Origin of the sequence: Actinoplanes sp. NPDC026619, from assembly GCF_040638295.1 — a bacterium.
Classification (GTDB): domain Bacteria; phylum Actinomycetota; class Actinomycetes; order Mycobacteriales; family Micromonosporaceae; genus Actinoplanes.
The window spans coordinates 151,596-177,884 of sequence record NZ_JBEZYA010000022.1 but is presented as its reverse complement, the minus strand read 5'-3'; the positions used below and the strand labels follow the sequence as shown (position 1 = coordinate 177,884).

Below are 26,289 nucleotides of genomic sequence, written 5' to 3'. Positions count from 1 at the left end.
GGTCGCGCTGAGCCGAGCCGGTCGCGCTGAGCCGAGCCGGTCGCGCTGAGCCGAGCCGGTCGCGCTGAGCCGAGCCGGTCGCGCTGAGCCGAGCCGGTCGCGCTGAGCCGAGCCGAGCCAGCCAAAGGTGCGCCAACCGCGCGCTCGGCTGAGGGGCCCGCACCGGGCTGAGGCGACCACGTCGATCCGAGCCGGGCGCGTTGGGCAGGGTGCGTCGGGGGAAACGCACGGGCTGCTGGCGGAAGGCAACGTGGTGCGGTGAGCGCTACTCCCGCCGGATTGGCCTAGCCCGCCGGATGGCGCCAGCCGCCGAGTTCGCGCTCACATAACCGCCAGACCGCCTCGGCCCGCCCTGTGTCTTCGGCGAGGTGGACGGAGGAGCGAGAAGGTCGTTCGCCACATCGATCGCACTGCTGGTCCTCTCACTCCGCACAGCTTCGTCGCAAGGGCACGTCCTGACGCAGCCCTACCCTCCGTCACGACATCGGTGAAAGACGTCATCCAGCACCAATGCCGGCTCGCGAACGGTAAAGCCAATCGGGCCGCAACCGTCGCACAATTCCGGCCTCGCCAACGTTCGCGCCGGAGGCTGACGTCTTCGACCGAGACGTCGGGCTCCCCCGGAACGGTGGGCCGGTGCCGAGTTCGGATCGCCAACAAAAGCCGCGCGGCACGACGCCTCCCCAGACCCGTCCGCGTCGCGAGCGAGGGACTCCAGGTCGGCGAGCTCGCGGCGGGCCCGGTCGCGACGATGGCCGAACGGAGTCCCGTGAGCCGACGTGTGGTCGGCGCATCAGATGCAGGCTCCGGAAGGAGCTACGCGTCCCCCGGCCAGGACAACGCGCGCCCGAGCCCGAAGTGGCGGCCGAATGGGGATCAGGCACAAACCCGCCGCCCCTGATCGCTGTCGATCAGTGCGGGTCGCCGCGCGAAGATGGCGAAGGATGCAACGCGGCGGTTCAGTGACCCGGTCGCGTGCCATCTCGTTGCGCCGCGCGGAGTAGGAACACGGCAATGACGAGCGTCCCGGCCGCCGGTCCGAACGCGGCAGCCACCACCCGTCGTGGTCGCCGGCTTCCCGCCGCGCGCCGCAGCCGGGCCGACCGGTCCTAGGTCTGGGCGAAGGCCAGGAAGTGGGCGCTCATGTTGATCACGTTGGGGTCCTGCTCCACCAAGCGAGCGCACCGGACCGCCGCATCCACCAGCTCGTCGAAGGATGACAGGCCGGCAGTGTCCAGTGCCGGCCACGTCGGACCCTCGACGCCGTAGACGGTGACCTCTGGCAAGCCGGCGGAATGGAGCTCGGCCACCAGCGAATCGGCGGTATGGAAGTGCGATGACAGGAAGCCGACGTGGCCGTCGTAGCTTCCGGTGGAGATCGCCGTCTGCAGGGACTGCTCGACTTCCGCGCCGAGACGGCCGTTGCTGCCCATCTCCAGCAACGACAGGTACCGACTGATGCCGGCGGCGACCAGGAGCCCGCCCGGCCGCAATGCCCGGACGGCCTCGGCCAGAGCCTGTGCGCGGTCGGCCGCCGACGTCAGGTGATAGAGCGGCCCGAACAGCAGGACCACATCGGCGCTCCGGTCGGGGACGTCCAGCGACCTGGCGTCGCCGAGCTGCGACGTGACGCCGGGGATCTCGGCGGCCGCGGCCACGTGTGTGGGCACCGGGTCGATGAGGAGGACGTCGTGGCCGTCGGCGGCAAGCCAACCGGCGTGGATGCCGGTGGCACCGCCGACGTCGAGGATGCGGAGGCCGGTCGCGGGCAGCCGGCGCCGGAGGAGCTCCTGCGTGCGGACGAATTCCAGCCGTCCGTGCGGAGAACGCCGCAGACGCGTGTCCTCGATGCGGTCGGTGCCGTAGTGGGCGATCAATTCGTCGTTCACCAGAAGCTCCGTGACCGGATCAGGCGCGTGCCACCGCGCGGGTGACCAGCGTTGCCAGGATGTTGCCCAGGTCGAGGCCGGCGGCCTGAACGGCCAGCGGGAGCAGGGACGTCTCGGTCATGCCGGGAGACACGTTGATGCCCAGGACGTGGGTCGAGCCGTCGTCGGCGACGATCAGGTCGACTCGTGAGAGGTCGCGCAGACCGAGGGCCTTGTGGGCGGCCAGCGCCGTCTCCGAGACCCGGGCGGCGACCTCGGGGTCGAGGCGGGCCGGGGTGTGCCACGTCGTCAGGCCGGCGGTGTAGCGGGCCGCGTAGTCGTAGACGCCGTCCCGGGGGACGATCTCGACGATCGGCAGGGCCTCGGGGCCGCTGCCCAGGTCGACTATGGAGACTGCCACATCCTTGCCGGGGACGAACCTTTCGACGAGGGCGGTCGAGTCGTACGCGAAGCAGCCCACCATCGCGGGCGGCAGTTCGGCATCCTCGCGGACCACTGCCGCGCCGAGACCCGAGCCGCCCTGGGCCGGCTTGACCATCAACGGCAGGCCGAGACGATCGACGATGCGATCGAGCACCGCCACGGCGCCGAGCTCGGAGAAACGATCGTGCGGCAGCGCCACCCAGTCGGGGGTGGGGATGCCGGCCTCGCGAAGCATCGACTTCGCCGACGGCTTGTCCCACGCCAGGCGGGATGCTCGCGCGTCACAACCCACGTACGGAATGCCGCACAGGTCCAGGACGCCGCGCAGCGAACCGTCCTCGCCGGTGGCGCCGTGCAGGGCGATGATCACAGCGTCCGGCGGATCTTCCTGCAGTGCGGGCAGGAGAGAAACGTCGGCGTCGCGCATCTCGGCATGCACGCCGACGGCCTTCAGTGCGTCCATCACGCGGCGGCCGGAGCGCAGCGACACGTCGCGCTCGTAGGAGAGGCCGCCGGCCAGAACCATTACTCGCACATCGTCACCAGTAGCCATGGAAGGGATCATGCCAAGTCGGGGCCGGGCGCGTCGGCGGCGGCCGGACCGCGTCGACGGTGATGAGGCTGCGTCGCGGCGGGGCCGAAGACGGCGCGCATCGCGAGCTCCTGCTCCATGACGCCGGCCAGGCGCCGCACGCCCTCACGGAGCCGCTCGGGCGAGGAGAAGGAGAAGTTGAGCCGCATGTTGCCCCGGCCGGTGCCGTCGGCGTAGAAGCCGGTGCCGGGCACGTAGGCCACCCGCGCGGCGATGGCCCGCGGCATCATCGCTTTCGAGTCGAGACCCTCGGGCAGGGTGGCCCAGACGAACAGGCCGCCGGTCGGATGGGTCCAGCTCGTGCCGGCGGGCATCAGATCGCGCAGGGCGGTCAGGAGGGCGTCGCGGCGCTCCCGGTAGATCTCGCGGTACGACTTGACCTGCTCGCGCCACGGCATGGTCGACAGGTATTGGGTCACGGCGGCCTGGGCGAACGCGCTCGGGCACAGCACGTTGGCCTCGCTCATCATGACCAGCTTTTCGCGCACCGCGTGCGGGGCGAGGATCCAGCCGACGCGCAGACCGGGGGCGAAGGTCTTGGAGAACGTGCTCACGTAGAAGACGCCCTCACGCCGGCGGGCACGCAACGGCAGCGGGGCGTCGCCCTCGAAGGACAACATGCCGTACGGGTCGTCCTCCACCACCAGCAGGCCGGCCCGCTCGCAGATGTCGAGGACCCGCTCGCGCCGCTCCTCCGAGAGGGTGACACCGGCCGGGTTCTGGAAGGTCGGGATCGTATAGAGGAACTTGGCCCGGCGGCCGGAGCGGGCCACCGCGGCGATGGCCTCCTCGAGGGCCTCGGGGATCAAGCCGTCCTCGTCCATCGGCACGTGGTGGACCTGGGCCTGGGCGGCCTGGAACACACCGAGCGCGCCGACATAACTGGGGCCCTCGGCAAGCACCACGTCGCCCGGGTCGAGGAAGAGGCGGGCCAGGAGGTCGATCGCCTGCTGACCGCCGACGGTGACCACCACGTCATCCGGGGAGGCGCCGTGGATGCCGGAGAGCGCCATCACCTCACAGATGCGTTCCCGCAGGTCGACCGTGCCCTGACCAATGCCGTACTGAAGGCTGGTTGTGCCCTGCTCGGAGCCGAGGCGGCCGAGCATCTCGCCGACCGCGTCGAGTGGGAGGGCGGCGATGTAGGGCGAGCCGCCGGCCAGCGACACGACCTCGGGGCGACTGGCGACGGCGAAGAGTGCGCGGATCTCCGAGGTGGTCATCCCGCGAACTCGACGTGCGTAGACGTCGGTGTAGTCGTCCTGGGTAGTGCCGGTCATGCGGCTCTCACCTCGCTACAGAAACGGCTGGAAGTAGGTCGATCGTAGTCGGGGAGGGCTCGAAGGGCCGCAAGTTATCCACAGGGTGGATGCTGGGGAATGCCCGACCTGAGTCCGTTCATGGATTTTGCGGCGTAGGATCCCCGAGGGGCGGCGGCTAGGCACGAGACAGGACCGTAGCCCGGGACTGGTCGCCTGTACGAGGGGGATTTCGTGTCGCGTCGCCTGGTCAACCTCACGCTGGACACCCTCGAAGATCTGCCCCGGCCGTGCCGGCAGTGCGTCTTCTGGGAGCTCGATCCGGTGTCCGCCGAGCGCGCTTGCGCGTCCGGCGACCCCGGCCTCGAGAAGGAGGCGTGGGTGTCGCAGACCCTGCTGGAGTGGGGCTCCTGCGGCAAGTTGGCGTATGTGGACGGTATGCCCGCCGGCTTCGTGATGTTCGCCCCGCCCGCCTACGTCCCCCGCTCGATGGCCTTCCCGACGTCTCCGGTGAGCGCCGACGCAGCCCTGCTGATGACCGCGCACGTGGTGGCCGCGTTCGCCGGCGGCGGCCTCGGCCGGATGCTGGTGCAGGGAGTCGCCCGTGATCTCACCAAGCGGGGCGTGAAAGCGATCGAGGCGTTCGGCGACGCGAAGTTCGGCGAGGCCGACGACGAGCAGACGACCGGCTGTGTCGCGCCGGTCGACTTCTTCCTCTCCGTCGGCTTCAAGACGGTCCGCCCGCACCCGCGTTACCCGCGGCTGCGGCTCGAGCTGCGCACGGCCCTGTCCTGGAAGTCCGACGTCGAGTACGCGTTGGAGAAGCTTCTCGGCTCGATGAGCCCGGAGACGCTGCTGCGGCCGGTGCGCCCGGCCACCGCGACCCGCAGCGTCGAGAACTGAGCCCGCGCCTCAGGCCTTGTTGGCCAGCGCCACCCGCAGCTGGCGCACGTCGATCGAGCCGGTCGGCACGTCGATCTCGACGGGGTAATACATCCGCTGCACGGCGGCCAGGATCGCTTCCACGATCTGCTCGCGGAACAGCGGGTTGACCAGGCGGTCCCGGTCGACCGGTGAGGTCAGGTAGCCCAGGTCGACGCGCACGGCCGGCATCTTGGTCAGGCGGAGAAGGTCCCACGTCTTGGAGTGCACGTGGCAGTCACGCATGCCGGTGCGCACCACGATCTCGCGCTGCACCAGGTTGGCCAGCCGCTCGCCGACCGTGGAGCTCAGGCCGCTGCCGGTGCCGTAGTGATAGGTCGCGACCCCGTGCGCCGCCTCGTTGTCGTGCCCGTCGAGGTGCAGGGAGATCAGCAGGTCGGCGCCGAGACTGTTAGCCAGCTCGGCACGCTCGGCGCCGGTCATCGAGGAGGCCGGCTGCGGGCCGCGGGTGAGGTGCACCCGCATGCCGGCCGCGGCGAGCCGGCCCTCCAGCCGGGCGGCCAGGTCGAACACCAGGTCGGTCTCGGTCCAGCGCAGCGGGCCGTCGGGCACCACGACGCCCAAATCGTCGCCGCCGCCGTGGCCGGGGTCGATGACGATGGTCTTGCCCATCAGGTTGGTGCCGGCCTGCCGGAACGCCTCGCTCTCGCGTAGCCACTGCGGGCGGCCGCCGACCACCTTGCGGCCGAGCCGGCGCAGCGCCTTCATGGTCTGCGGGCCGCACGAGCCGTCGGGGGTGAGACCGACCTCACGCTGGAACTGAGCGACCGAGCGGGCGGTGCGCGGTCCGTAGATCGAGTCGGCGCGGCCCGCGTCGTACCCCATCTCCAGCATTCGTTCTTGCAGTTCTCGGACGTCCTCGCCGACCAGCGCATCGGTCACCGAGTGGAACAAGGTGCGGGTGCCGAGCCGCCATCGAGCGGCGTCGAGCGTGCCCCACGTCTCGGGGCCGACCAGACCGTCGACGCCGATGCCCCGGCTCTGTTGGAAGGCGCGCACGGCCGAATCCATGTCGTCGTCGAAGACGTCGGACGCGGTTTCGAGAAGCTCCAGACCGACCAGGATGGATCGGATCTCGACAACAGCCGGGCCGTTGTCTCCACGTCGGATGGAACGCACGCACGACTCCCTAGAGACGGAGGAGGGACGACTTCGCAGGGTACTCCCCGGGCGCTGCGGGCACCCGGTGGCAAAGACGCCCCGCACCCAGAGGATGCGGGGCGTCCGTGCGGTCTAGCAGATCAGAGTGCCGACTCGATGAAGTTGACCAGGGCACTCTTGGGCTTGGCGCCGGTGACCGAGTTGACCGGCTCGCCGCCCTTGAAGATCGTCAGCGTGGGCACCGACATCACCCGGTAGGCGCGCGTGGTCTCCGGGTTCTCGTCGATGTTGATGCTGACGATCTGGACCTTGTCGCCCATCTCGCCGGCGATCTCGTTGAGCAGCGGGTCGACCTTCTTGCAGGGCATGCACCAGTCCGCCCAGAAGTCCACCAACACCGGCTTGTCGGACTGCAGCACGTCGCTCACGAATGAGGCGTCGGTTACTGGCTTACCTGCACCCACTGGGACCCTCCTACAGCTCTACGAATGACGCGATGAAACGCTCGGCGTCCAGCGCCGCGGCACAACCCGTGCCGGAGGCGGTGATGGCCTGACGATAGGTGTGGTCGACGAGGTCACCGGCCGCGAACACGCCCGCGACGTTGGTGCGCGTCGACGGCGAGTCGACCCTCACGTAGCCCTCGTCGTCGAGCTCGACCTGGCCCTTGAACAGTTCGCTGCGCGGGTCGTGGCCGATCGCCACGAAGACACCGGTCACGTCCAGGACCTTGCTCTCGCCGGTCTTGACGTTCTTTACCCGGGCTCCGACGACCTTGCCGTCGTCGCCGAGGATCTCCTCGACGACCGAGTCCCACTCGACCTTGATCTTCTCGTTGCTCAGGGCGCGCAGCTGCATGACCTTGCTGGCCCGGAACGAGTCGCGCCGGTGGACGATGGTGACCGTCTCGGCGAAGCGGGTGAGGAAGGTGGCCTCCTCCATCGCGGAGTCGCCACCGCCGACCACGAGGATGTTGTGGTTGCGGAAGAAGAAGCCGTCACAGGTCGCACAGGACGAGACACCGTGGCCGAGCAGCTCCTGCTCGCCGGGAACGCCGATCGGGCGCCACGCGGAACCGGTGGCGAGGATCACGGCGCGGGCGAAGTATTCCTTGTCGCCGACCCAGACCGTCTTGAGGCCCTCGGTGCCGGCCTCGGTGGGCCGGTCGCCCAGCTCGACGCGGGTGACGTCGTCGGTGAGGAACTCGGCGCCGAACTTCTCGGCCTGCGCACGCATGTTGTCCATGAGCTCGGGGCCCATGATCCCGTCACGGTGACCGGGGAAGTTTTCCACCTCGGTGGTGGTCATCAGCGCGCCACCGGACTGAACGCCCTCGATCACGAGCGGCTTCAGATTGGCCCGGGCCGCGTACAACGCCGCGGTGTAGCCGGACGGCCCCGAACCGATGATGATCAGATTGCGGACCTCGTCCACTGCCGACTCCTGTCGTCATGTATTAGCTGCACGCTAGAACGCCATGCTAGGCACACGCCATTCCCGCTCGCTCGGCCCGTGGCCGACCTCACCGGGGGTGTCGCTCAGCGTACCGGTGACTTGCCCAGAGTGTCCGCGTCGCCGCCGGTGCCACAGGCCGCTCCGGCCGCCCACGCCCATTGACCGTCCGCCGCACTGAAACGGACCACGATCGCCGGGGTGCCGTCGAACCGGGCGAAGTCCACCGTCTGGGTGGAAATCAGACCACCCGTATGTTCGGTGCCGATCGCGTCGAGGCACTCCTGCAGGGCGGTCGCATCGCGCAGACGGCTCAGCGGGTCGGAGCCAGCGGCGGCGGCATTGCCCTTGTCGGGCGCGGACAACGGGGCAGCCTCGGAAGTCGCCGATCGGGAGGCCGCGAACGGCTCCACCGAGACGCCGGACAGCGAGGTGGTGGACAGCGTCGCCGCGGTGTAGTCGGTGCCGGAATCGAGCAGTTGCGGCGCGGGCATCGCGGCGGCGTCCTTCTCCGCGTAGCCACCGGCGGCGGTGCTCGTCGCCGAGTCGGAGGCCGAGTCGCGGCCGGCGAGGTAATCGAGGCCGAAGCCGACGAAGGCGATCACACCGGCGGCGATGGCGATCGGGGTGGCCCAGCGCAACCTGCGTGCGGTGCCGGGCTTGCTGCCGCGCTCACGCTTGGCTTGATCCGCTTGCGGTACGTCGTGAGCAACGTCGCTGGGGACCAGGGAAAGACGCGCGGCCGGGATCGGGGCGGGTTCGGCGATCGCGGAGGCCAGAGCCGCGTCCACCCGGGCGATCACCTCCGCCGGCATCGGCTCGGCCTCGAACCGGCCCAACTCGGCGCCGACCGCCGCCATCGCACCGCTCAGCGACTCGTAGGCGGACCGCCAAGCGGGGTCGTCGGCGATCAGGGCGGCCACCACGGACTCGTCCGGAGTGCCGGTCAGGGCGCCGCCGACATAGTCCGCCAACAGGTCGATGTCGACCTCGCGGAACTCGGCCCCGGTCACCTCTGCTCCCTCCGCTCGTTCGCAGCTGGTCCGGATGGGACGGTCTGGGCGGGTTTTTGGTTCCCGTGACCCTCGTCTCCCCCGGTCCGCAGATGGCCGAGGGCGATCGCCATCCGGGCCCGGCCGCGTGCGCAGCGACTCTTGATCGTGCCTTCGGCCACACCGAGGATCTCGGCGGCCTCGGCGACCGGGTAGCCCTGCACGTCGACCAGCACGAGAGCGGCGCGCTGCTCGACCGGCAGATCGGCGAGGGCCTGCCGCACCACCAGGGCGGTGTCGTGGTCTTCGACGGGGGCGGCGGGCTCGGGACCGGACGGCCGGTCGTCGTCACCACGGGTGCCGTCGGGCAGCGGAACCGTCGGATGGGCCTGCCGGCGGCGAATCCGGTCGAGGCAGGCGTTGACCACGATGCGGTGCAGCCACGTGGTGACGGCGGCGTCGCCCCGGAACTTGGCGGCGTTGCGGTGCGCGTTGAGCAGCGCGTCCTGCACGGCGTCGGCGGCCTCTTCGCGGTCGCCGACGGTGCGGAGCGCGACCGCCCACAGCCGGTCACGATGCCGGCGCACGATCTCGCCGAACGCCTCCGTGTCACCGTCGAGGTGGGCACGCAGGAGGTCGGCGTCGCTCGGCGCGGCGTCCGCAGAAGTCACGGGAGAAATCTAACTGTGCCGGCCTAGTAGCCGTACACCGAGATCTCGTTGACGCTGACCTGGTACCGATCGCCGTCGTCGGCCCGGGGCAGCTCGGTGATCCACACCAGGACGTATTGGTACTTCGTGCTGGCGTCGAAGACGTTGAAGATCCGGTTGGTGCCGTCGGTCTTGCTCTCCGCGTCGGCCTCGCCGAGCTTCTTGAACGTGGTGGAGACCTTGTCGTCACCGGCGCTCGAGTCGCCCGGGTCGGACGCGCCGGTGCGGATCTCCATGCCCACTCCGGGCGACGAGGTCTCGACCCGCACGTCGGCCAGGTTGCGTGGGGTGCCCAGGTTGATCAGCACGCCCATGCCGGTCTTCAGGTTGCCGAACTTCGCCGTGTTGAAGCGGTGCGTCTCCCACGCGGTGTCGGGATCGCCGTCGACGACATTTTTCGCCTCGGGCGCGTCGCTGCGGTCGCCCTTCGGCGGGTCGACGATCCGAACCATGTCGGCGGTCAGCTTGATCTTCTCCGGCTTGGGGGCCGGAGCTTCGGTGCCACCGCCGGACTGGTTGTCGCCGGCGTTCGCCTGGGTGGTCGAGGTCGTCTTCGGGTTGCTCGAGGCGGTGATCGCGCGAATGCCGAAGACCAGGCCGATGAGCGCGATGACGGCCAGCGCGGCGACGCCGATGATGATCTTCGAGTTGTTGCGGGCCGGCTCGGCGGTCGCGGCGCCCTGGGTGAACCGCAGGGGGCCGACGTCGTCGTAGTCCTCGTCGGCGGCGTCCAGCCGGGCCAGCTCGGCGGCGAGCGCGTCGGCCCCGGGAGCCTGGACCCGCTTGTCGAGCAGGTCCATCGTGAGGTCGTCGAGGTAGGCCGGAACACCGGCGCGGATCTGCCGGGGCGCGGCCGGGTTGCCGGAGGCGTCGCGGTTGGCGTCGGTCAGCGCGGAGCGACCCACCTCGGCTTGCGGCCAGTGGGCAGTCAGCGCGAAGTAGAGAAGGCCACCGACCCGGCGGATGTCGGCCTCGGTGCTGTCGGCGGAGTCGGCGCGCGCGTCGGCGAGCACGACTCGCCCGTCGTCACCGATCAGGGTGGTGCCGGGGTGGATGTTGCCGTGCACCATGCCGGTCGCGTGCACGGCGGCCAGCGCGTCGGCGATGGCGTGGGCGATCGCGGTGGCCCGGCCCGGATCGAGCGGACCCTCCTGGGCGACCAGCTCGCGCAGCGACACGCCGTCGACCCACTCACGCACGACGTAGGAGCGGGTGCCCTCGTCGATCGCGTCGTAGACGCCGACCAGGTTGGGGTGGATCACCCGGCTCGCGTCGACCGCGGCCTGCAGCATCTCGGTGGCCGAATCGCCGCCGGGGTAGCGCAGAACCACCGCGACCGGGCGACGCAGGATGACATCGATGCCGCGCCAGACCTGGCGGCCCGCGCTGTCGTCGTTGACGTGTTCCTCGAGCTGGTAGCGCTCGGCCAGGATCTCACCTGCGGTGGGCGCACCGAAGGTCATGACTGGCCCGTCCGCATCGGCCGCGGTCTCGTGGCCTTCGCCGACCTGGGTCACCAGTCCTCCCTCGGTGCTCCACGCGCGATCTCTCGCGCTGGGTGCATCTGACGACGTGCGAAGAGCACATGTCGACACCGACCATACCCGCCCGGGGCCACCGTATGGCAGGTCGTCCCCCCGGCGCGGCACCTCGACCCGACCGGCCGTACGGCGGTCCGAAATGTCGGAAAGGGTGAAAATCCCCTGCTCAGCGGCCAACCTTGCGGCGGACCATGCCCACCACGTCGCTCACTTCGCGAACCCGCAGCACGGTGGCCACCACGAGGTACGCCACCAGGATGACCGCGCCGCCCGCCAGCAACTGCACGAAAGCCTGGCCGCGGCCGTCCGGCGAGCCGGCGCCGGGCATCAGGCGCACGACGATCACGCCGAGCACCGCCGCGATCGCGGCCGCCACCAGAACCTTGACCAGCGACACGGCGACCGAACCGAGATTGAGCCGGCCGATCTTGCGGCGGAGGACGGCGAGCGAGATCAGCGCCGAGACCACGTACGAGATCGCGTTGCCGGCGGTCATGCCCGCGGCCGACAGTGATTTGTCCAAGATCGCGGCCAGTGCGAAGTAGGCGCTGATGCGCACGGCGACGACCGGCAGGTTGATCAGCGCGGCCGTCTTGTTGCCCTGCAGAGAATAGAAGGCGTACGTGCACAGGTAGCTGATCGACAGCGGCAGGACCGCGAACGCGGCCACCACCAGCACGTCGCCGGTAGCCAGCGCGTCGGAGTTTTTGTAGTTGCCGCCCTGGAACAGCATTACCGCGATCGGGGCGGCCAGCACTCCATAGATCACCGCGATCGGTGCCAATGCGGCGGAGACCAGCCGGATGCCGCGACTCAGATCGGCGCTGACCTCGGCGAACCGGCCCTCAGCGGCGGCCGCGCTCATCTTCGGCAGCAGCGCCGTCATCACCGACACGCCGACGATGCCGTGCGCCATCATCGTCAGCAGGAAGACGTTGTTGAAGGCCAGCACGCTGGCGCTGCCGTTGCCGGTCACCGAGTTGAGGATGCGGACGACCATGAAGACCGCGAGCTGGTTGGCCGCGACGTAGCAGAGCATCCAGCCGGCCAGCCGGCCGATCTCGCCGAGGCCGAGCGAGCGCGGGTCCCAGCGCCAATTCCAGCTGAAGCCGACCTTGCGCAGCGCGGGCAGCAGGCCGAGCGCCTGCACCACCATGCCGAGCAGGGTGCCGAGCCCCATCAGCGCGATCGCGCCGCCGCTCATGGTCTCCACCGACAGGTCGTCGCTGGAGAAGAACAGGATGAACACCCCGCAGGTCGCGATGACCACGAGGTTGTTCAGGATCGGCGCCCACATCGGCGCGGCGAAGTGCCCGCGGACGTTCAGCACCGCGCCGATCAGCGCGGACAGGCCGGTGAAGAAGATGATCGGCAGGATCAGGTACGCGAAATGGGTGACCAGGCCGCGGTAGGCCGGAGTGTTGTCGCTGCTCGACTGGATCCAGGTGATCACCGGAGCCAGGACCACGACCAGCGCGGTCGCGATGCCGAGCGACACGACCGCGAAGGTCAGCAGCTTCTGGGTGAACTCCTGGCCCCCGTCGGGGTCCGCCTTGCGCCGGCGCACCAGCAGCGGCACCAGCACGCTGGAGAGAATGCCGCCGAGCAGCAGCTCGTAGATCTGGCCGGGCAGGAACTGGGCGCTGGTGTAGGCGTCGCCGATGCCGGAGCCGAGGGCCATGCCGATCAGCGCGTTGCGGGCGAACCCGATGATCCGGCTGACCAGGCTGCCGATCGCCATGACCGCGCTGTTGCCGGCCGTGCCGCCGTCGTTGTCCGGCTGCGGTTCCGGCGAGAGAACCTGCTCACCGCCGGCGATCGCGGCGTCCACCGAGATCAGGGTGACGCCGTCCTCGGTCTGCGGTGGCAAACCGTCCGGCGATGCGCTCGCGCTGCGGTACAGGCCGCCGCTCACCCGTGCCTCCCGACTTGTCCCGACAATGCAGTCACCATAAAGGGGTACGTCACACCCGGCGACGCAGGAGGGTGCCCGGCTCGGCGCCGGCCAGCGTCTCGACCATCCAGTACGCCTCGGCCGGCACCAGCGGCTCACTCAGCGCGTCCAGCACGGTCGGATGATCGCAGCCGGCCTCGGTGAGCGCACCAAGCAGCGCGGGAATGGGTGCGAGGTCACCGGCGTCCAGGATGCGCCGGGCCAGCGGGCGGGTCCGCTTGTACCAAGAGGTGTGCGGCAGCTCATGCAGGGCGGCGGACGCCTTGCGTACGAGATCGTCAAGCTCCTCGCGGGGGAAGCGCGATCCCGACCGTACCTCTGAAAAGCGGTCCGGGGATCGGGTGAGCTCGGCAATCGCGGCCTCGTCGAGCACCTGCGGCGAAGCCGCGGGGGGAGACGGCCACCAGGCGTCGTCGGTGAAGAGCGGCAGCGGAGCCTGCTCGGGCCCGGAGGGCTCGGGCGGCGGAACGTCCCGGCGCAGCGAGCGGTACGCGGCCGTGCGGATCGCCGCGATCGACGACTCGTCGTCGTCCGGCGTCGGCGGCGCGAACGGCGACAGCAGCGCCATCACCAGGCCCGGATGCGGCAACGTCGGGTCTTCGAGGGCGATCACCCGGGCGCAGACGTCGAGCTCCCACCAGCGCAGGGACGCGGGGTACGGGCCCTCGGCCGGCGCCCAGCCCAGCTGCATCGGCTCCGAGTGGGCCGGACCGCGCAGGCCGAGCGTGCGCTCGCCGGTGGCCGGATCGATGTCGAGAACCAGCGCATAACCGCCGGTCACCGGGAAAGAGGTGCGCAGCTCACGGGAGTCGGGGTCGGCGGCGGCGCCGGTCCAGAACCCCGGGTTCTCGGTCAGGCGGCGCAGCGCCTCGGAAACGGGCACGTGTCCATCCTGCCCGCTGGCGCCCGGCCCAGCCACGACGGCCCCGCCCGCCACCCAAGATCAGACTCGCGGCAGTTAGGCTGGTCATCCCATGTCTGTTCTGAATGCCGCCCAGCAAACGGCGGTCGCCGAGCTGCTCCGCGTGTCCCCCGTCGCCGACGAACTGGGGGGCCGTTTCGCCGTCGCCGGTCACGAGCTGCACCTGGTCGGGGGTTCGGTGCGGGATGCGCTGCTCGGCCGGCTCGGCGACGATCTCGACTTCTGCACCGACGCCACGCCCGAGCAGACGCTCGCGATCGTGCAGAGTTGGGCCGACGCGATCTGGGAGACCGGCCGCGAGTTCGGCACGATCGGCATCCAGAAAAATGGCCTCCGGATCGAGATCACCACATTCCGGGCGGAGGCGTACGACGGGGTCACTCGCAATCCAGTCGTGCGATACGGCAAGAGTCTGCTCGAAGACCTCGAACGGCGCGATTTCACCATCAACGCGATGGCCGTGTCGCTGCCCGGGCACGACTTCACCGATCCATTCGGCGGTCTGGCCGACCTCGCGGCGCAGGTGATCCGCACCCCGGCGGCGCCGTCGCAGTCATTCGGCGATGATCCACTTCGGATGCTGCGGGCGGCCCGGTTCGCGTCGAAGCTGCAGTTCACAGTGGACGAGCCGGTCATTGTGGCGATGACCGAGATGTGCGCCGATCTCGACCGAATCACCGCGGAGCGGGTTCGGGACGAGTTCACCAAACTGATGTCCGGCGCCGACCCGATCACCGGCCTGCGGCTCCTCGTCGAGACCGGCCTGGCCGACCGCTTCCTGCCCGAGATCTCCGGACTCAAGCTCGAGATCGACGAGCACGCCCAGCACAAGGACGTCTACGAGCACACCCTGATCGTCGTCGCCAACGCCATCCGGCTCGAGGGCGACGAGGGCCCCGACTTCGTGCTGCGGATGGCCGCGCTCATGCACGACGTCGGCAAGCCGGCCACCAAGGCGGTCGGCCGCGACGGCCGGGTCAGCTTCCACCACCACGAGGTCGTCGGCGCCCGGCTCACCAAGCAGCGGATGAAGGCCATGAAATACCCCAAGGACATCACGTCCGAGGTGGTCGAGCTGGTCGCTCTTCACCTGCGCTTTTATGGGTACGGGCGGGGCGAGTGGACGGATTCGGCGGTGCGGCGCTACGTCACCGACGCCGGACCACTTCTCCCCCGGCTGCACAAACTGACCCGCTCCGACGTCACCACCCGCAATCGGCGCAAGGCCGCCAACCTCGCCGCCGACTACGACGCGCTCGAGGAACGGATCGCCCGGCTGGAGGCCGAGGAAGACCTGGCACGGGTGCGTCCCGACCTCGACGGCAACGCGATCATGGAGCTGCTCGGCGTGCCGCCGGGCCCGGTCGTCGGCCAGGCGTGGCGCTACCTGAAAGAGCTGCGGCTCGACCGGGGCCCGCTCAACCGGGACGAGGCCGAGGCCGAGCTGTACAAGTGGGCGCGCGACCAGGGCCACATCTCCTAGCCGACTGATCCACCCGCTACCTCCGTCGGGAAAGACGCCGGCCGATCGAAAAGGTTTGCATGCGGGTGGGACAGAAGTTGTCGTACCTCCGGGGCAGAATCGGGCGCATGTTCGTCGTCGACTCACCGATCGGCCCGCTCGGCGTCTCCGTGGTCGAGGAGACCGTGGTCGGAGTGCAATTCGGGGCGCGACCGGGTCCGCCCGGCTCGCATCCGGCCGCCGATCAGCTGGCGGCCTATTTCGCCGGTGAGCTCACCGGCTTCACCGTGCCGGTGGAGATGCGTGGCGGCTCCGAGTTCGAGCGTGCGGTCTGGTCCGAGATCGCCAAGATCCCCTACGGCGAGATGATTACCTACGGGGCGATCGCCACGGCGCTGGGTGATCCGGGCGCGGCGCGGGCGGTCGGCACGGCATGCAACCACAACCCGATCCCGGTGATCGTGCCGTGCCACCGGGTGGTCGGCGCCGGCGGAAAGATGGTCGGCTTCGGCGGTGGCCTCGATCGCAAACGAAAGCTGCTGGAGCTGGAGGCGAGTGTCGCCCTGGCACGCGCCTGGGGCTGACCAATGCCTATAGCGGTGTGTGCCCGATAAGAAGCGAGAAAAGGCCGGGTCGCCTCGGCGGCCCGGCCTTTTCTCTTGCCTGCGGTCTTAGCTTTCGATCTCGCCGCGGATGAAGGCCTCGACGGCCTCCTTCGCGTCGTGGTCGTTGTACTGGACCGGCGGGGACTTCATGAAGTAGGACGACGCCGAGAGGATCGGGCCGCCGATGCCGCGGTCCTTGGCGATCTTCGCGGCGCGGACCGCGTCGATGATGACGCCGGCCGAGTTCGGGGAGTCCCACACCTCGAGCTTGAGCTCGGCGTTCAGCGGGGTGTCACCGAACGAGCGGCCCTCGAGGCGGATGTAGGCCCACTTGCGGTCGTCGAGCCACGGCACGTGGTCCGACGGGCCGATGTGCACGTCAGACTTGACCATCTCGTGCGGGATCTGGCTGGTGACCGACTGGGTCTTCGAGATCTTCTTGGAGACCAGGCGGTTGCGCTCCAGCATGTTCATGAAGTCCATGTTGCCGCCGAAGTTGAGCTGGTACGTGCGCAGCAGCTCGACACCGCGGTCCTCGAACAGCTTGGCGAGCGCGCGGTGCACGATCGTCGCACCGACCTGGCTCTTGATGTCGTCGCCGACGATCGGGAGACCGGCGTCGACGAACTTCTGCGCCCACTCCGGGTTCGAGGCGATGAAGACCGGCAGGGCGTTGACGAAGGCGCAGCCCGCGTCGATCGCGGCCTGGGCGTAGAACTTATCGGCCTGCTCGGAGCCCACCGGAAGGTAGGAGACGACCACGTCGACCTGCGCGTCGCGCAGTGCCTGCACCACGTCGACCGCCTCGGCCGACGACTCCTCGATGATCTCGCGGTAGTACGTGCCGAGACCGTCGAAGGTCGGTCCACGCTGGACCGTGATGCCGGTCGGCGCCACGTCGGTCAGCTTGATCGTGTTGTTCTCGCTGGCAACGATCGCCTCGGCCAGGTCCATGCCGACCTTTTTGGCGTCCACATCGAACGCCGCGACGAACTGCACGTCGGAAACGTGGTAGTCGCCGAACTTGACGTGCATGAGACCCGGAACGCGGTCGTTCGGGTCAGCGTCCTTGTAGTACTCCACGCCCTGTACGAGGGACGAGGCGCAGTTACCCACACCGACGATGGCGACGCGGACGGAACCCATCGCGTTTGCCTCCTTGTTCATCACGGCCGGTCCTGGTGCGGACGCGGGATTTCGGGGGATGCGTCCCCAGCAGGACCGCTGGGGGTGTCAAATGTGCCGGGGGTTGCCGGTGCACGGCCGGACCGCTCGTTGGTGATGAGCTCCTCCAGCCAGCGAACCTCGCGCTCGCAAGCGTCGAGGCCATGGCGTTGCAATTCCAGCGTGTACGCGTCGAGCCGCTCGCCGGCTCGGGAGAGCACATCGCGCAGGCCCTCCCGGCGTTCCTCGATCCGCCGGCGGCGGCCCTCGAGGATCCGCAAGCGGGTGTCCTGGTCGGTGCGGGCGAAGAAGGCGAAGTGCACTCCGAAGCCGGCGTCGTCATACGTCTCCGGTCCGGCCTGGGCGAGCAGGTCGGCAAAGCGCTCTTTGCCCTCGGCAGTGATCTTGTAGACAACCCGTCCCCGTTTGCTGGTCATCGGGGGGATCATCGATGGATCTGACTCGGATTCGGTGATCCAGCCGGCCGTCTGCAGACGCTTGAGCGTCGGGTAGAGGGTGCCGTAACTGATCGCCGCTCGGATGGTGCCCAGCTTGGTGGCGAGTTCTTTACGAAGCTCGTATCCGTGCATCGGGTTTTCCTGGAGCAGACCGAGGATTGCCATGTCCAACATCTGGCTGCCCCTCTTTCTGTTCTGATGTATCGGCCCGATACATCGCTACCGTAGATCCACGATCGGATGGACGCAAGGAAAACGGAAAGTGTTGCTGGTTACGCAACGGCCGCGGCACGCTGAGTGATGGCTGTCGCCCGTGCGGCGAGGACCGCGTACTCTCTTCGCCATGCGCACGCAGCGGCAGGTCGTCGACTACTCGCTACAGAAGCGAGCAGTGCTGCGTGACGTGCTCAACGGGCGGGTCGGGACCCTCGAGGTCTGCGATGCCTCGCCGTACTTGAAAAACGCTGCTCGGTTCCATGGCGAGCCGACGGACGAGCGCTGTCCCATCTGCCGCCGAGACAATCTCACCCTTGTGCATTACATCTATGGCGATGAGCTCAAGCAGTCCGCCGGGCAGGCTCGGAAACTTGCCGAGCTGCCAGTCCTGGCGATGACTCTGCGTGAGTTTCAGGTCTTCGTCGTAGAGGTGTGCCGCTCCTGCGCGTGGAATCACCTGATCCAGCAGTTCGTGCTGGGCCAGGACACGCTGAACGCCGACGAGTTTTCGTCCGCCGCGGGCCGCCACCGCGAAACTGGGTCGTCGTCACAACGCCGGGAGGGCCGCGGATGACGTGGCTCGATCTCGTTGACGTGGAGACCACCCCGACCGACTCGGGCATCCAGCGCCGTATTCGGTCACTCATCACATTCGACAGGGCGGCTGCCGGGATGCAGCCCAAATCGTCCGCACGTGGCGTTGTCGGCGGGGGCCCCTCCAGGGCTCTGTCGGCGCGCGCCACCGCGACCGAGGTGTGACCGCATGAATCCGTACGGCGATTCGCAGTCTCCGCGTGCCCGGGCCAGCGTGCCCGGGTCCGGTGCGTCCGCGCCTGACGACCAGCCCGCCGGCCGCAGTCCGGGCGGGGACCGTCCAGCTCCTGACGCGTACCGCCGTGGGGCCGGCGGACGCGCTTCCGTCGGCGCCGCCTCGGTCGCCTCGGCTTCGGCCGGGGCGCCAGCCGGACGTGCTTCCGTCGGCGGTGTCACCGGTAGCGCCTCGGTGGGCAGTGCCTCCGTCGGTGGCGTCACCGGCTCCGCGCGAGTCGGCGCGCGCGCCTCGGTGGGCGCCGGCACCGGCTCCGTCGGCGGCCGCGCCTCGGTGGCTCGCGCCGCGGTCCGGCCGACCCCGGCCGCGGGTGGGCCGGGCGCGCCCACTCCGCCCACCGGCAAGGACAAGTCCAAGGCCGCCAAGCGCCGCCGCCGCACCAACATCCTCACGGCCGCCGCGGCTGTGGTGGTCATCATGCTCGGCGCCGGAGTCGTGGGTGGCACCTACTTCTTCGACGACGTGGCACTGCCGCCGCCGGTCACCGAGACCCAGCAGAACGTGATTCTGGACAGCAAGGGCACGGTGATCGACAAGGTCGGCGATCAGAACCGGGTCGTCGTGCCGGAAGAAAAGATCAACGACGTCGTCGAGTTCGCGGTCGCCGGAGCCGAGGACAAGAACTTCTACAACCACCACGGCATCGACATGAAGGGCATCGTCCGTGCCGCGTGGAACAACTTCACCGGTGGCGCCACCCAGGGCGCGTCGACGATCACCCAGCAGTACGCGCGGCACGCGGCTGATCTGAAGGCGATCAGCATCAACCGGAAGCTGCGCGAGGCGGTGATCGCCCGCAAGCTCGAGTCGCAGTACAACAAGCAGCAGATCATGGGTATGTACCTGAACTACGTCGACTTCGGCGAGGGCCGGTACGGCATCGAGGCCGCGGCGCAGGGCTACTTCGGCAAGTCGGTGACCACGCCGGCCGGACAGAAGAACGCCCTCACGCCGTACGAGGCCGCGGTGCTCGCCTCGATCATCAAGCAGCCTTACAAGACCGACTCGCACCCGGGTTACGACCCGAACGACAACCTCACCAACGGCAAGGTTGGCGGTCCCGCCCTCGAGCGGTGGGAATACACCATGAAGAACATGTTGGACATGAACTGGATCTCCCAGGACGTGTACAACAAGCGGGTCTACCCGAAGGTCAAGCCGCGCAGCTCCAAGTCGAGCTGTGCGACCTGTCAGGGTGATAAGCCGGTCGGCATGATCACTCGGCACGTCATGGCCGAGCTGGCCACGATGGGGATCTCCGAGCAGCAGTTCGAAAAGGGCGGCTTGACGATCACCACCACGATCAACCCCGCCGTGCAGAAGGCGGCCGAGGAGGCGGGCTCGCAGAAGAGCGCCGACTCGCCGATGCACGATCTCTCCAAGAAGTATCAGGCGGCGGTCATCGGCATCGACCCGACCAACGGGCGGGTGCTCGGCTACTACGGCGGTGACACTCCGGCCGGCCTGGACTACGGCGGCTACATGAACTCCGACGGCACGGAAATCACTGGTGGACAGTCGCCCGGCTCGACCATGAAGATTTACACGCTGGCGGCCGGCCTCCAGGAGGGCGTCTCCTTCGACAGCATCTGGAACGGTGATCTGAAGCGGCGCAACGGCACGGCGATCAGCAACGCGGGCGCCGATCCCGGCAAGGTCTGTGGCGGCAAGATCAAGTACTGCGATCTCGAAACCGCGACGATCAAGTCGTACAACTTCCCGTTCTACTGGATCACTGACACGATCGGGCGGGACAAGGTCATCTCGGCCGCCAAGGCCGCCGGTCTGAAGCACATGATCACCGACGAGAAAGCCGGCTTCAAGAACGGCGAGATCGTCGACCTGACCAAGACCGACAAGAGCACCTGGAACAAGACCGGCTACTTCGATAACGAGGTCGGCTTCGGCCAGTACCGTGTCGTTCCGCTCGAGCACGCCGAGGGCGTGGCTACCATCGTCAACCAGGGTGTCCACCACAACGCCCACTTCGTGCAGACGGTGAAGCGGACCGACCCGGAGACCGGCAAGTCGACGGTCGTCGGCCGGGAGAACACCGCGGGCAACCGGGTCTTCGGCGCCAACGAGATGTCGAACCTCTCCGCCGTCATGAAGGAGATCGTCGACGTCGACAAGCGCGACCTGAAGAACGGTCGCGAGGGCATCGCCAAGTCCGGCACCTGGGAGTACCAGGAGGGCAGCGGTGACTGCTGGTTCGTCGGCGGTATTCCGCAGCTGGCCGCGACCGTGTGGGTCGGTGGCAAGGAGAACAAGGTCCAGCTGAAGGAGACCAGCGGCAAGGACATGTTCGGCGCCGGCACACCGTCGCGGATCTGGAAGATGTTCATCGACTCGGTGACCAGCGCGCTGGACATGGAGAAGAAGGACTTCCCGGACCGCATCAAGACCGGTGAGGCGGACAAGTTCGGCAACGGTGAGAAGCCGGTCGAAGCGCCGGTCAACGACTGTGCCTTCGCCGTGATCGGCCTCGGTTGTGACAACAACGGCGGCAACAACACCGGGAACGGAACCGGCAACGGTAACGGGAACGGCAATGGGAACGGCAACGGTAACGGGAACGGCACCGGGACCAATACGGACGGGACGACCACACTCCCAACCACTGGTACACAAACCGACGGCGGTTAGCTACTCTCTGCTGCTCCAACGCGGACCGGCGTGCACCCTTTCCTAGGGTGTGCGCCGGTTTTTGTCGTCATGGGCGACCCACTGGTGATCAGGCGCACGTCCGTCGAGGTTCTTAAGGCATGATGCGTTGTCATGAGCACGCAACCGTCCGAGGACATTGACCGCCCCGATGCCCCGAGCGCGTCGGCGACCGGGGATGGATTCGTCCGCGGGCTCTCCGAGGCGATCGGTGGGCCGCTCGGCTCGCATGCGGTGCGACCCGATGCGCGGCGCGGCCGGTTCTGGACGGCAGCTCGGATCATCCTGGCTCTGACCTGCATCACACTGGCGCTCTCCTGGGTGCAGAAGTCGCCCTGCCAGACCGGCGACTGGCAGAAGAACGTCCAGTACACCCGGTTCTGCTACACCGACGTGCTCGCGTTGTACTACGCGGAGGGCCTCAACGACGGCAAGGTCCCGTACAAGGATCATGCCGTGGAATACCCGGTGGTCACCGGTTACTTCATGGGCGCGCTCGGGCTGCCGGTGCATGCGTACGGCGTGAAGCACCCGGAGATCAACCAGGGTCAGTGGTTCTACAACGCGAACGCGCTGGTGCTCTCCGCGCTGGCGGTGGCGACCGCGGCCGCCCTTCTCGCGTTGCGACGGCGCCGGCCCTGGGACGCGGCGATCTTCGCGTTATCGCCGATCATCTTCTTCACCGCGACGGTCAACTGGGACTTCCTCGCGATCGGCCTCGCCGCGATCGGCCTCTATCTGTGGGCCAAACGCCGGCCGGTCTGGGCCGGTGTTTTCCTGGGGCTCGGTGCGGCCGCCAAGTTGTGGCCCCTGTTCATCCTCGGACCGATCCTGATCCTGGCGCTTCGATCGAAGACCATCCAGAAATGGGCGTGGGCGTTCGGGGCTACGGTCGTCACCTGGCTCGCGGTCAACTTCCCGGTCTGGCTCCTGTGGCACGACAGTTGGCTGAGATTCTTCCAGCTCAACAGCGAGCGGCCGATCGACTGGGGCACGTTCTGGTACGTCGGCCGGTACCTCGACGGCAAATGGCACAACGGCAGCCAGGGTGATCAAGGCCCGTTCCAATGGCTCAGCAACCACGTGCCGACGCTCAACATCCTGACGTACGGGCTGTTCGGCCTGGCCTGCGTGGCGATCGCGATCCTGGCCCTCACCGCCCCCCGCCGCCCGCGCCTGGCCCAGCTCTCCTTCCTGGTCGTCGCCGCCTTCCTTATCTTCAGCAAGGTCTGGTCGCAGCAGTACGTCCTGTGGCTGCTCCCCCTGATCGTGCTGGCCCGGCCCCGCTGGGGCGCGATCATCGCCTGGACGGTCGCCGAATTCGGCTACTTCACCGCGTTCTACGCCGAGCTCCTCGGCGCCGGTGGCAAGCCGGTGATCCCGGAGGGCACGTTCGTGCTGGCCGCGACCCTGCGCATCATCACCGTCGCGGTCCTCTGTGGCCTGGTGGTCCGCGAGATCTGGCGGCCCGAGCTGGACGTGGTGCGGCAGTCGTACTCCGACGACCCCGACGGCGGCCCGCTCAACGAGCCGGACGCCGGGTGGATCGACAAACTGCGGCGTGCCGTCGGTGTCGTCCCGAAGCAGAAGCCCGACGCGGAGGATGCCCTGGAGCCGGCCCCGCCGGCCGGAGCGCCCGCCTAGAGGGTTCGCTGGGGCATCGACGGATCCAGCTGGCCGGGCAGGGTCCCCTGGGCCGGCTGGGACGGGAAAGTGTCCTGGCCCGGCTGGGTGGGGAAGGTGCCCTGGCCGGGCTGGGTGGGGAAGATGCCCTGGCCCGGCTGGGTGGGGAAGCCGGACGGGCTGGTGCCCGGCTGGTTGGCACCGGGCTGGGGCTGGTTTTGGCCGGTCGTCGGCTGACTCAGCCGGAACACGACGGCGTCGTCCAGGTCTTCGCGGGTGATGCCGAGCGAATCGACCGGGACGTCGCCCGCTCGCTCCCAGGGGGTTCCGGCGACGTAGCCGCGCAGCAGCAGGACCGTGGTGATGCCCTGGCCGCGCAGGTATTCCACGCTCGCCTGATCGGGGAACGTCGCGGCGTTGCGGCGCAGATCGGCCTGGCGCCCCGCGGCGAAGCCGCCCGAGCCGTTGGCGATCTGCTGGAACCGGCTCGTGGACCAGAGCATCACCATCTGGTCGGTCAGCTCGGCCGTCGGCAGGACCAGCACCGGGCCGGTGATCGTGCGCATCGCGGTCGGCTGGTCCGGGATGATCGGGTGAGCGGTGGAGTTCCAGCCCTCGACCAGCACCAACGCGAGCGGGATCAGGGTGGCCGTGCGCAGCCACGGCCCCGGCCACGGCGGGATGCGCAGCTCGGCCCAGTGATCGGCGCGGCGGACGAACTCGGCGACCGCGCCGGCCGCCAGGACCGCCAGCAGCAGGGTCACCCAGAGCATGAGGCGGCCGGGAACCCGGGTGCCGGCCGACGCGGGCAGGTGGCCGAAGAGTGGCAGATAGGTCCAGCGGCCGCCGAAAAAGTTGGTGCCCAGCGTCAGGATGATCGTGACAGCCAGGCCGGCCAGCAGGAACAGCCGCTGCCAGAGCGTCCAGATGGAGAAGGCCAGACCGGCCAGCGCCAGGGCGTAGAGCACGAACCCCGGCAGCAGCGACATCTCGGCGGGCCAGGTCAGCGACGACCTCGGCACGGCGTGCGCGCCGCCCCAGATGCGTGACTCGGCCGGGCCGATCAGCAGGCTCCGCAGCGGCGGCGAGAAGAATTTGATCTCGGCGGTTGCCGTGGCCGTGCCGGAATTCTTGAGGTACGGCAAGGCGATCAGCGCGGCGACGCCGACGACGATCAGGGGGCCGATCACGTCGGTGACCAGCAGCCGCCAGCCCAGCAGCGGGCGCTCGGCGGGCCGCCGCCACCGGCGGATCGGCACCCGCACCAGCAGCACCAGCAGAATGATCCCGAGTACGCCGAGGAACGGCAGACCCAGCGAGAAGCCGAGACTGACCTGCCACGCCGCGACCAGCCAGCCGGCTGCCGCCCAGCCCGGGTGCCGGTGCGTGCGCCGGAATCCGCGTCGCATCGACCAGCCGTGCCCGCGGGCCAGCATCGCCAGGGCGAGCGGGATGCCACCGGCCGAGATGATGTCGAGGTGACCCTCCTGGGCGAGGCGCCACGGCACGTAGGTGGAGGCGATCGCGGCCACCGCGGCGCCGGTGCGGCCCGCGCCCAGTTGCCGGACCAGCGCGTACGCGCCGATCAGCAGCAGCGCGTGGGCCAGCACGAAGATGATGTTGTAACGCAGGGCGGCCGCGAGCGGACCCTCGCCGATCATGCCGGCCGGGGCGTAGCCGAGCAGACTGTCCCCGAACGCGAAGCTGTTGGGCTCGGCGAAGAACGCGTTGGACTGCCAGAGCTTGACCGGATCGGTGAGCAGGATGTGCCCGCTCCAGGCGATCTGCCAGGCCTGCCGGGCCGGGTCGCCGAGGTCCTGCGGCAGGGTGTGCAGCGGGTATTGCAGGGTGGGCCAGGTCAGCGCCACGGCAACGGCCAGAGCGAGGTAGGTGACCACCGCGTACTCATGGATCAGGCCGCGGCCGATGGCCCGCATGCCGCGACGGAATCGGCCGGGGCCGCGCTCGCTGGCCGTGGCGAAGGCTCGCCACGGGTCCGGCGGCACGTTGGCCGGACGGTCGCTGGGCAGGGGTTCCTTGAGCTTGACCGCGGGAGTGCTCGCGGGCACATCCACATCGGACGGCACGACGCCGGCGGCCGCGGCCATCGCGCCGACCGGTGGTTTCGCCACCTGCGCGGGGATCAGCGGAGCGGGCGCCTTCAGCTTGCCGGAGAAGAAACGGCGCCGGCCGGGCTTGGCCGGAACGGTCACGGCCGGCTGGGTCAGCGTCGGTGTCGGGACCTCGGCAGCCTTGTCGATCAGAGCCGCGCGAGCCGCCTCGGACATCGGCGGCAGACTGGCGGCCGGCCCAGTCGGGCCGGCCGGGGTCGGGCTGGCTGGAGTTGGGCTGGCTGGAGTTGGGCTGGCTGGAGTTGGGCTGGCTGGAGTTGGGCTGGCTGGAGTTGGGCTGGCTGGAGTTGGGCTGGCCGGAGTTGGGCTGGCCGGGGTCGGGCTGGCCGGCGTTGGGTCGGCTGGCGTTGGGCCGGCCGGAGTCGAGTCGGCAGGAGCGGAGCCCCTGGGTGCCTGCTTCGCCGGGCGGTCGCGCGCTGAGCCCGCGGCCGGCGGCGGGTCGCCCGGCCTCGTCGGCGCAGCCGGGCGTAGCGCCTCTGCCTCCGGGGCGCGTTGCGCCGGTGGGGCCGGGGCCGTGGGCTGCTTCGGCTGGTCGGTGGTCATGGTCCTCCCCAGTAACCAGGCGCGATCAGCGGCCCGCCCGCTCCCGCAGGAGAGCGATGTCGGCGGTCTGGCCCTCGACGCCTCCGGGCGTCTCGACGACGGCCGGCGCGCCGGAGGCCCGGATCGCGGCCACCACCAACTCCGGGTCGATCTTGCCATTGCCGAGGTTGTCGTGCCGGTCCTGGCCGGAGTCGAAACCGCCCTTCGAGTCGTTGGCGTGGATCAGATCGATCCGGCCGGTGATCGCCTTGACCCGATCGACGACGCCGACCAGGTCTTCGCCGCCGGCGAACGCGTGACAGGTGTCGAGGCAGAAGCCCGCGCCGAAGCCGGCCACCGCGTCCCACAGGCGGGCCAGGTCGTCGAAGCGGCGGGCGCACGCGTTGTCGCCGCCGGCGGTGTTTTCGATCAGAATCGGCAGGGGGAGACCGCCGTCCTTCTCCGCGTACTCGAAGGCCTTGCGCCAGTTGTCGAAGCCGGCCGCCAGGTCGGCGTCCTTGCCGACGTGGCCGCCGTGCACGATCAGGCCTTTCGCGCCCAGCTCGGCGGCGGCCCGGGCGTGCGCCATGAGCAGCTTGCGGCTCGGGATGCGGATCCGGTTGTTGGGCGACGCGACATTCACGATGTAGGGCGCATGGATGTAGATGTCCACCTCGGACTCGCGCAGGGCCGCGGCATCCTCACGCGGTTTGGGTGATTTGTAACCCTGCGGGTCGGTCAGGAAGAACTGGATGGCGTCGGCACCGCGAGCGGCGGCCGCCTCCAGGGGATCGGTGGGATCGACATGGGCTCCGATGCGCATGGGGATGAGCCTAC

21 protein-coding genes are annotated in these 26,289 nt (G+C 69.2%); 6 read left to right on the top strand and 15 right to left on the bottom strand.

The annotated features are described in order from the left end of the window. Positions 1-1,109: 1,109 nt before the first annotated feature. The 3 genes from AB0E90_RS37695 to AB0E90_RS37685 are packed head-to-tail and all read right to left on the bottom strand — an operon-like array spanning position 1,110 to position 4,184. Positions 1,110-1,889: a class I SAM-dependent methyltransferase gene (locus AB0E90_RS37695; RefSeq protein ID WP_360416590.1), complete on the bottom strand. Its 780-nt coding sequence runs from the start codon at positions 1,887-1,889 to the stop codon at positions 1,110-1,112. 19 nt (positions 1,890-1,908) lie between these two features. Continuing rightward, the gene (locus AB0E90_RS37690; protein ID WP_360416588.1) at positions 1,909-2,877 is read right to left on the bottom strand and encodes a D-alanine--D-alanine ligase; all 969 of its coding nucleotides are present in this window, start codon (positions 2,875-2,877) and stop codon (positions 1,909-1,911) included. Then, entirely contained in the window at positions 2,874-4,184 is a 1,311-nt protein-coding gene (locus tag AB0E90_RS37685; protein ID WP_360416586.1) for a PLP-dependent aminotransferase family protein, read from the bottom strand. The genes AB0E90_RS37690 and AB0E90_RS37685 overlap by 4 nt, the downstream gene beginning before the upstream one ends. A 213-nt stretch (positions 4,185-4,397) precedes the next feature. Here AB0E90_RS37685 and AB0E90_RS37680 point away from each other — a divergent pair, with 213 nt between their 5' ends. Further along, positions 4,398-5,066, top strand: a complete 669-nt coding sequence (locus AB0E90_RS37680; protein ID WP_360416584.1) for a GNAT family N-acetyltransferase — start codon at positions 4,398-4,400, stop codon at positions 5,064-5,066. A gap of 9 nt (positions 5,067-5,075) precedes the next feature. Here AB0E90_RS37680 and AB0E90_RS37675 read toward each other — a convergent pair whose 3' ends face one another. From AB0E90_RS37675 to AB0E90_RS37640, 8 genes are all read right to left on the bottom strand, one after another. After that, the gene (locus tag AB0E90_RS37675) at positions 5,076-6,224 is read right to left on the bottom strand and encodes an N-acetylmuramoyl-L-alanine amidase (RefSeq protein ID WP_360416582.1); all 1,149 of its coding nucleotides are present in this window, start codon (positions 6,222-6,224) and stop codon (positions 5,076-5,078) included. Positions 6,225-6,346: 122 nt separating this feature from the next. Further along, positions 6,347-6,670, bottom strand: a complete 324-nt coding sequence (gene trxA / locus AB0E90_RS37670; protein ID WP_360416580.1) for a thioredoxin — start codon at positions 6,668-6,670, stop codon at positions 6,347-6,349. A gap of 10 nt (positions 6,671-6,680) precedes the next feature. After that, positions 6,681-7,640 (bottom strand): thioredoxin-disulfide reductase, encoded by a 960-nt coding sequence (trxB, locus tag AB0E90_RS37665; protein WP_360416578.1) that lies wholly within the window; start codon positions 7,638-7,640, stop codon positions 6,681-6,683. A 104-nt stretch (positions 7,641-7,744) separates the two neighbouring features. Continuing rightward, complete coding sequence (locus tag AB0E90_RS37660; RefSeq protein WP_360416576.1) at positions 7,745-8,671, bottom strand: hypothetical protein; 927 nt, start codon at positions 8,669-8,671, stop codon at positions 7,745-7,747. Next, positions 8,668-9,321, bottom strand: a complete 654-nt coding sequence (gene sigM, locus AB0E90_RS37655; RefSeq protein ID WP_360416574.1) for an RNA polymerase sigma factor SigM — start codon at positions 9,319-9,321, stop codon at positions 8,668-8,670. The genes AB0E90_RS37660 and sigM overlap by 4 nt, the downstream gene beginning before the upstream one ends. Before the next feature lie 23 nt (positions 9,322-9,344). Continuing rightward, positions 9,345-10,877 carry a protein kinase family protein gene (locus AB0E90_RS37650; RefSeq protein ID WP_360416572.1) on the bottom strand — a complete coding sequence of 511 codons (1,533 nt, stop codon included), beginning with the start codon at positions 10,875-10,877 and terminating at the stop codon, positions 9,345-9,347. Positions 10,878-11,067: 190 nt separating this feature from the next. Further along, positions 11,068-12,816 (bottom strand): murein biosynthesis integral membrane protein MurJ, encoded by a 1,749-nt coding sequence (gene murJ, locus AB0E90_RS37645; RefSeq protein WP_360416570.1) that lies wholly within the window; start codon positions 12,814-12,816, stop codon positions 11,068-11,070. Between the two features lie 49 nt (positions 12,817-12,865). Further along, the gene (locus AB0E90_RS37640) at positions 12,866-13,738 is read right to left on the bottom strand and encodes a hypothetical protein (protein ID WP_360416568.1); all 873 of its coding nucleotides are present in this window, start codon (positions 13,736-13,738) and stop codon (positions 12,866-12,868) included. Between the two features lie 91 nt (positions 13,739-13,829). Between AB0E90_RS37640 and AB0E90_RS37635 the strand changes: the two genes are divergently transcribed. Together AB0E90_RS37635 and AB0E90_RS37630 are read left to right on the top strand one after the other, a co-directional pair. Further along, complete coding sequence (locus tag AB0E90_RS37635) at positions 13,830-15,260, top strand: CCA tRNA nucleotidyltransferase (RefSeq protein ID WP_360416566.1); 1,431 nt, start codon at positions 13,830-13,832, stop codon at positions 15,258-15,260. A gap of 107 nt (positions 15,261-15,367) precedes the next feature. Then, positions 15,368-15,823, top strand: a complete 456-nt coding sequence (locus tag AB0E90_RS37630; protein WP_360416564.1) for a methylated-DNA--[protein]-cysteine S-methyltransferase — start codon at positions 15,368-15,370, stop codon at positions 15,821-15,823. 87 nt (positions 15,824-15,910) lie between these two features. Here the strand turns inward: AB0E90_RS37630 and AB0E90_RS37625 are convergent, their stop codons facing one another. Together AB0E90_RS37625 and AB0E90_RS37620 are read right to left on the bottom strand one after the other, a co-directional pair. Beyond that, positions 15,911-16,990: an inositol-3-phosphate synthase gene (locus tag AB0E90_RS37625; protein WP_360416562.1), complete on the bottom strand. Its 1,080-nt coding sequence runs from the start codon at positions 16,988-16,990 to the stop codon at positions 15,911-15,913. A gap of 20 nt (positions 16,991-17,010) precedes the next feature. Beyond that, entirely contained in the window at positions 17,011-17,640 is a 630-nt protein-coding gene (locus AB0E90_RS37620) for a PadR family transcriptional regulator (RefSeq protein WP_360416560.1), read from the bottom strand. 169 nt (positions 17,641-17,809) lie between these two features. Between AB0E90_RS37620 and AB0E90_RS37615 the strand changes: the two genes are divergently transcribed. The 3 genes from AB0E90_RS37615 (at position 17,810) to AB0E90_RS37605 (ending at position 22,819) form a co-directional block, all read left to right on the top strand. Beyond that, positions 17,810-18,256, top strand: coding sequence for a DUF5318 domain-containing protein (locus tag AB0E90_RS37615; RefSeq protein ID WP_360416558.1), 447 nt, complete (start codon positions 17,810-17,812; stop codon positions 18,254-18,256). A gap of 429 nt (positions 18,257-18,685) precedes the next feature. Continuing rightward, positions 18,686-21,157: a transglycosylase domain-containing protein gene (locus AB0E90_RS37610; RefSeq protein ID WP_360416556.1), complete on the top strand. Its 2,472-nt coding sequence runs from the start codon at positions 18,686-18,688 to the stop codon at positions 21,155-21,157. 132 nt (positions 21,158-21,289) lie between these two features. Next, the gene (locus tag AB0E90_RS37605) at positions 21,290-22,819 is read left to right on the top strand and encodes a glycosyltransferase 87 family protein (protein ID WP_360416554.1); all 1,530 of its coding nucleotides are present in this window, start codon (positions 21,290-21,292) and stop codon (positions 22,817-22,819) included. Here the strand turns inward: AB0E90_RS37605 and AB0E90_RS37600 are convergent. Both AB0E90_RS37600 and AB0E90_RS37595 read right to left on the bottom strand, forming a co-directional pair. After that, the gene (locus tag AB0E90_RS37600) at positions 22,816-24,735 is read right to left on the bottom strand and encodes a hypothetical protein (RefSeq protein ID WP_360416619.1); all 1,920 of its coding nucleotides are present in this window, start codon (positions 24,733-24,735) and stop codon (positions 22,816-22,818) included. The two genes, AB0E90_RS37605 and AB0E90_RS37600, sit on opposite strands and share 4 nt — an antisense overlap. A 763-nt stretch (positions 24,736-25,498) precedes the next feature. Further along, entirely contained in the window at positions 25,499-26,275 is a 777-nt protein-coding gene (locus AB0E90_RS37595; RefSeq protein ID WP_360416552.1) for a deoxyribonuclease IV, read from the bottom strand. Positions 26,276-26,289: the final 14 nt, after the last annotated feature.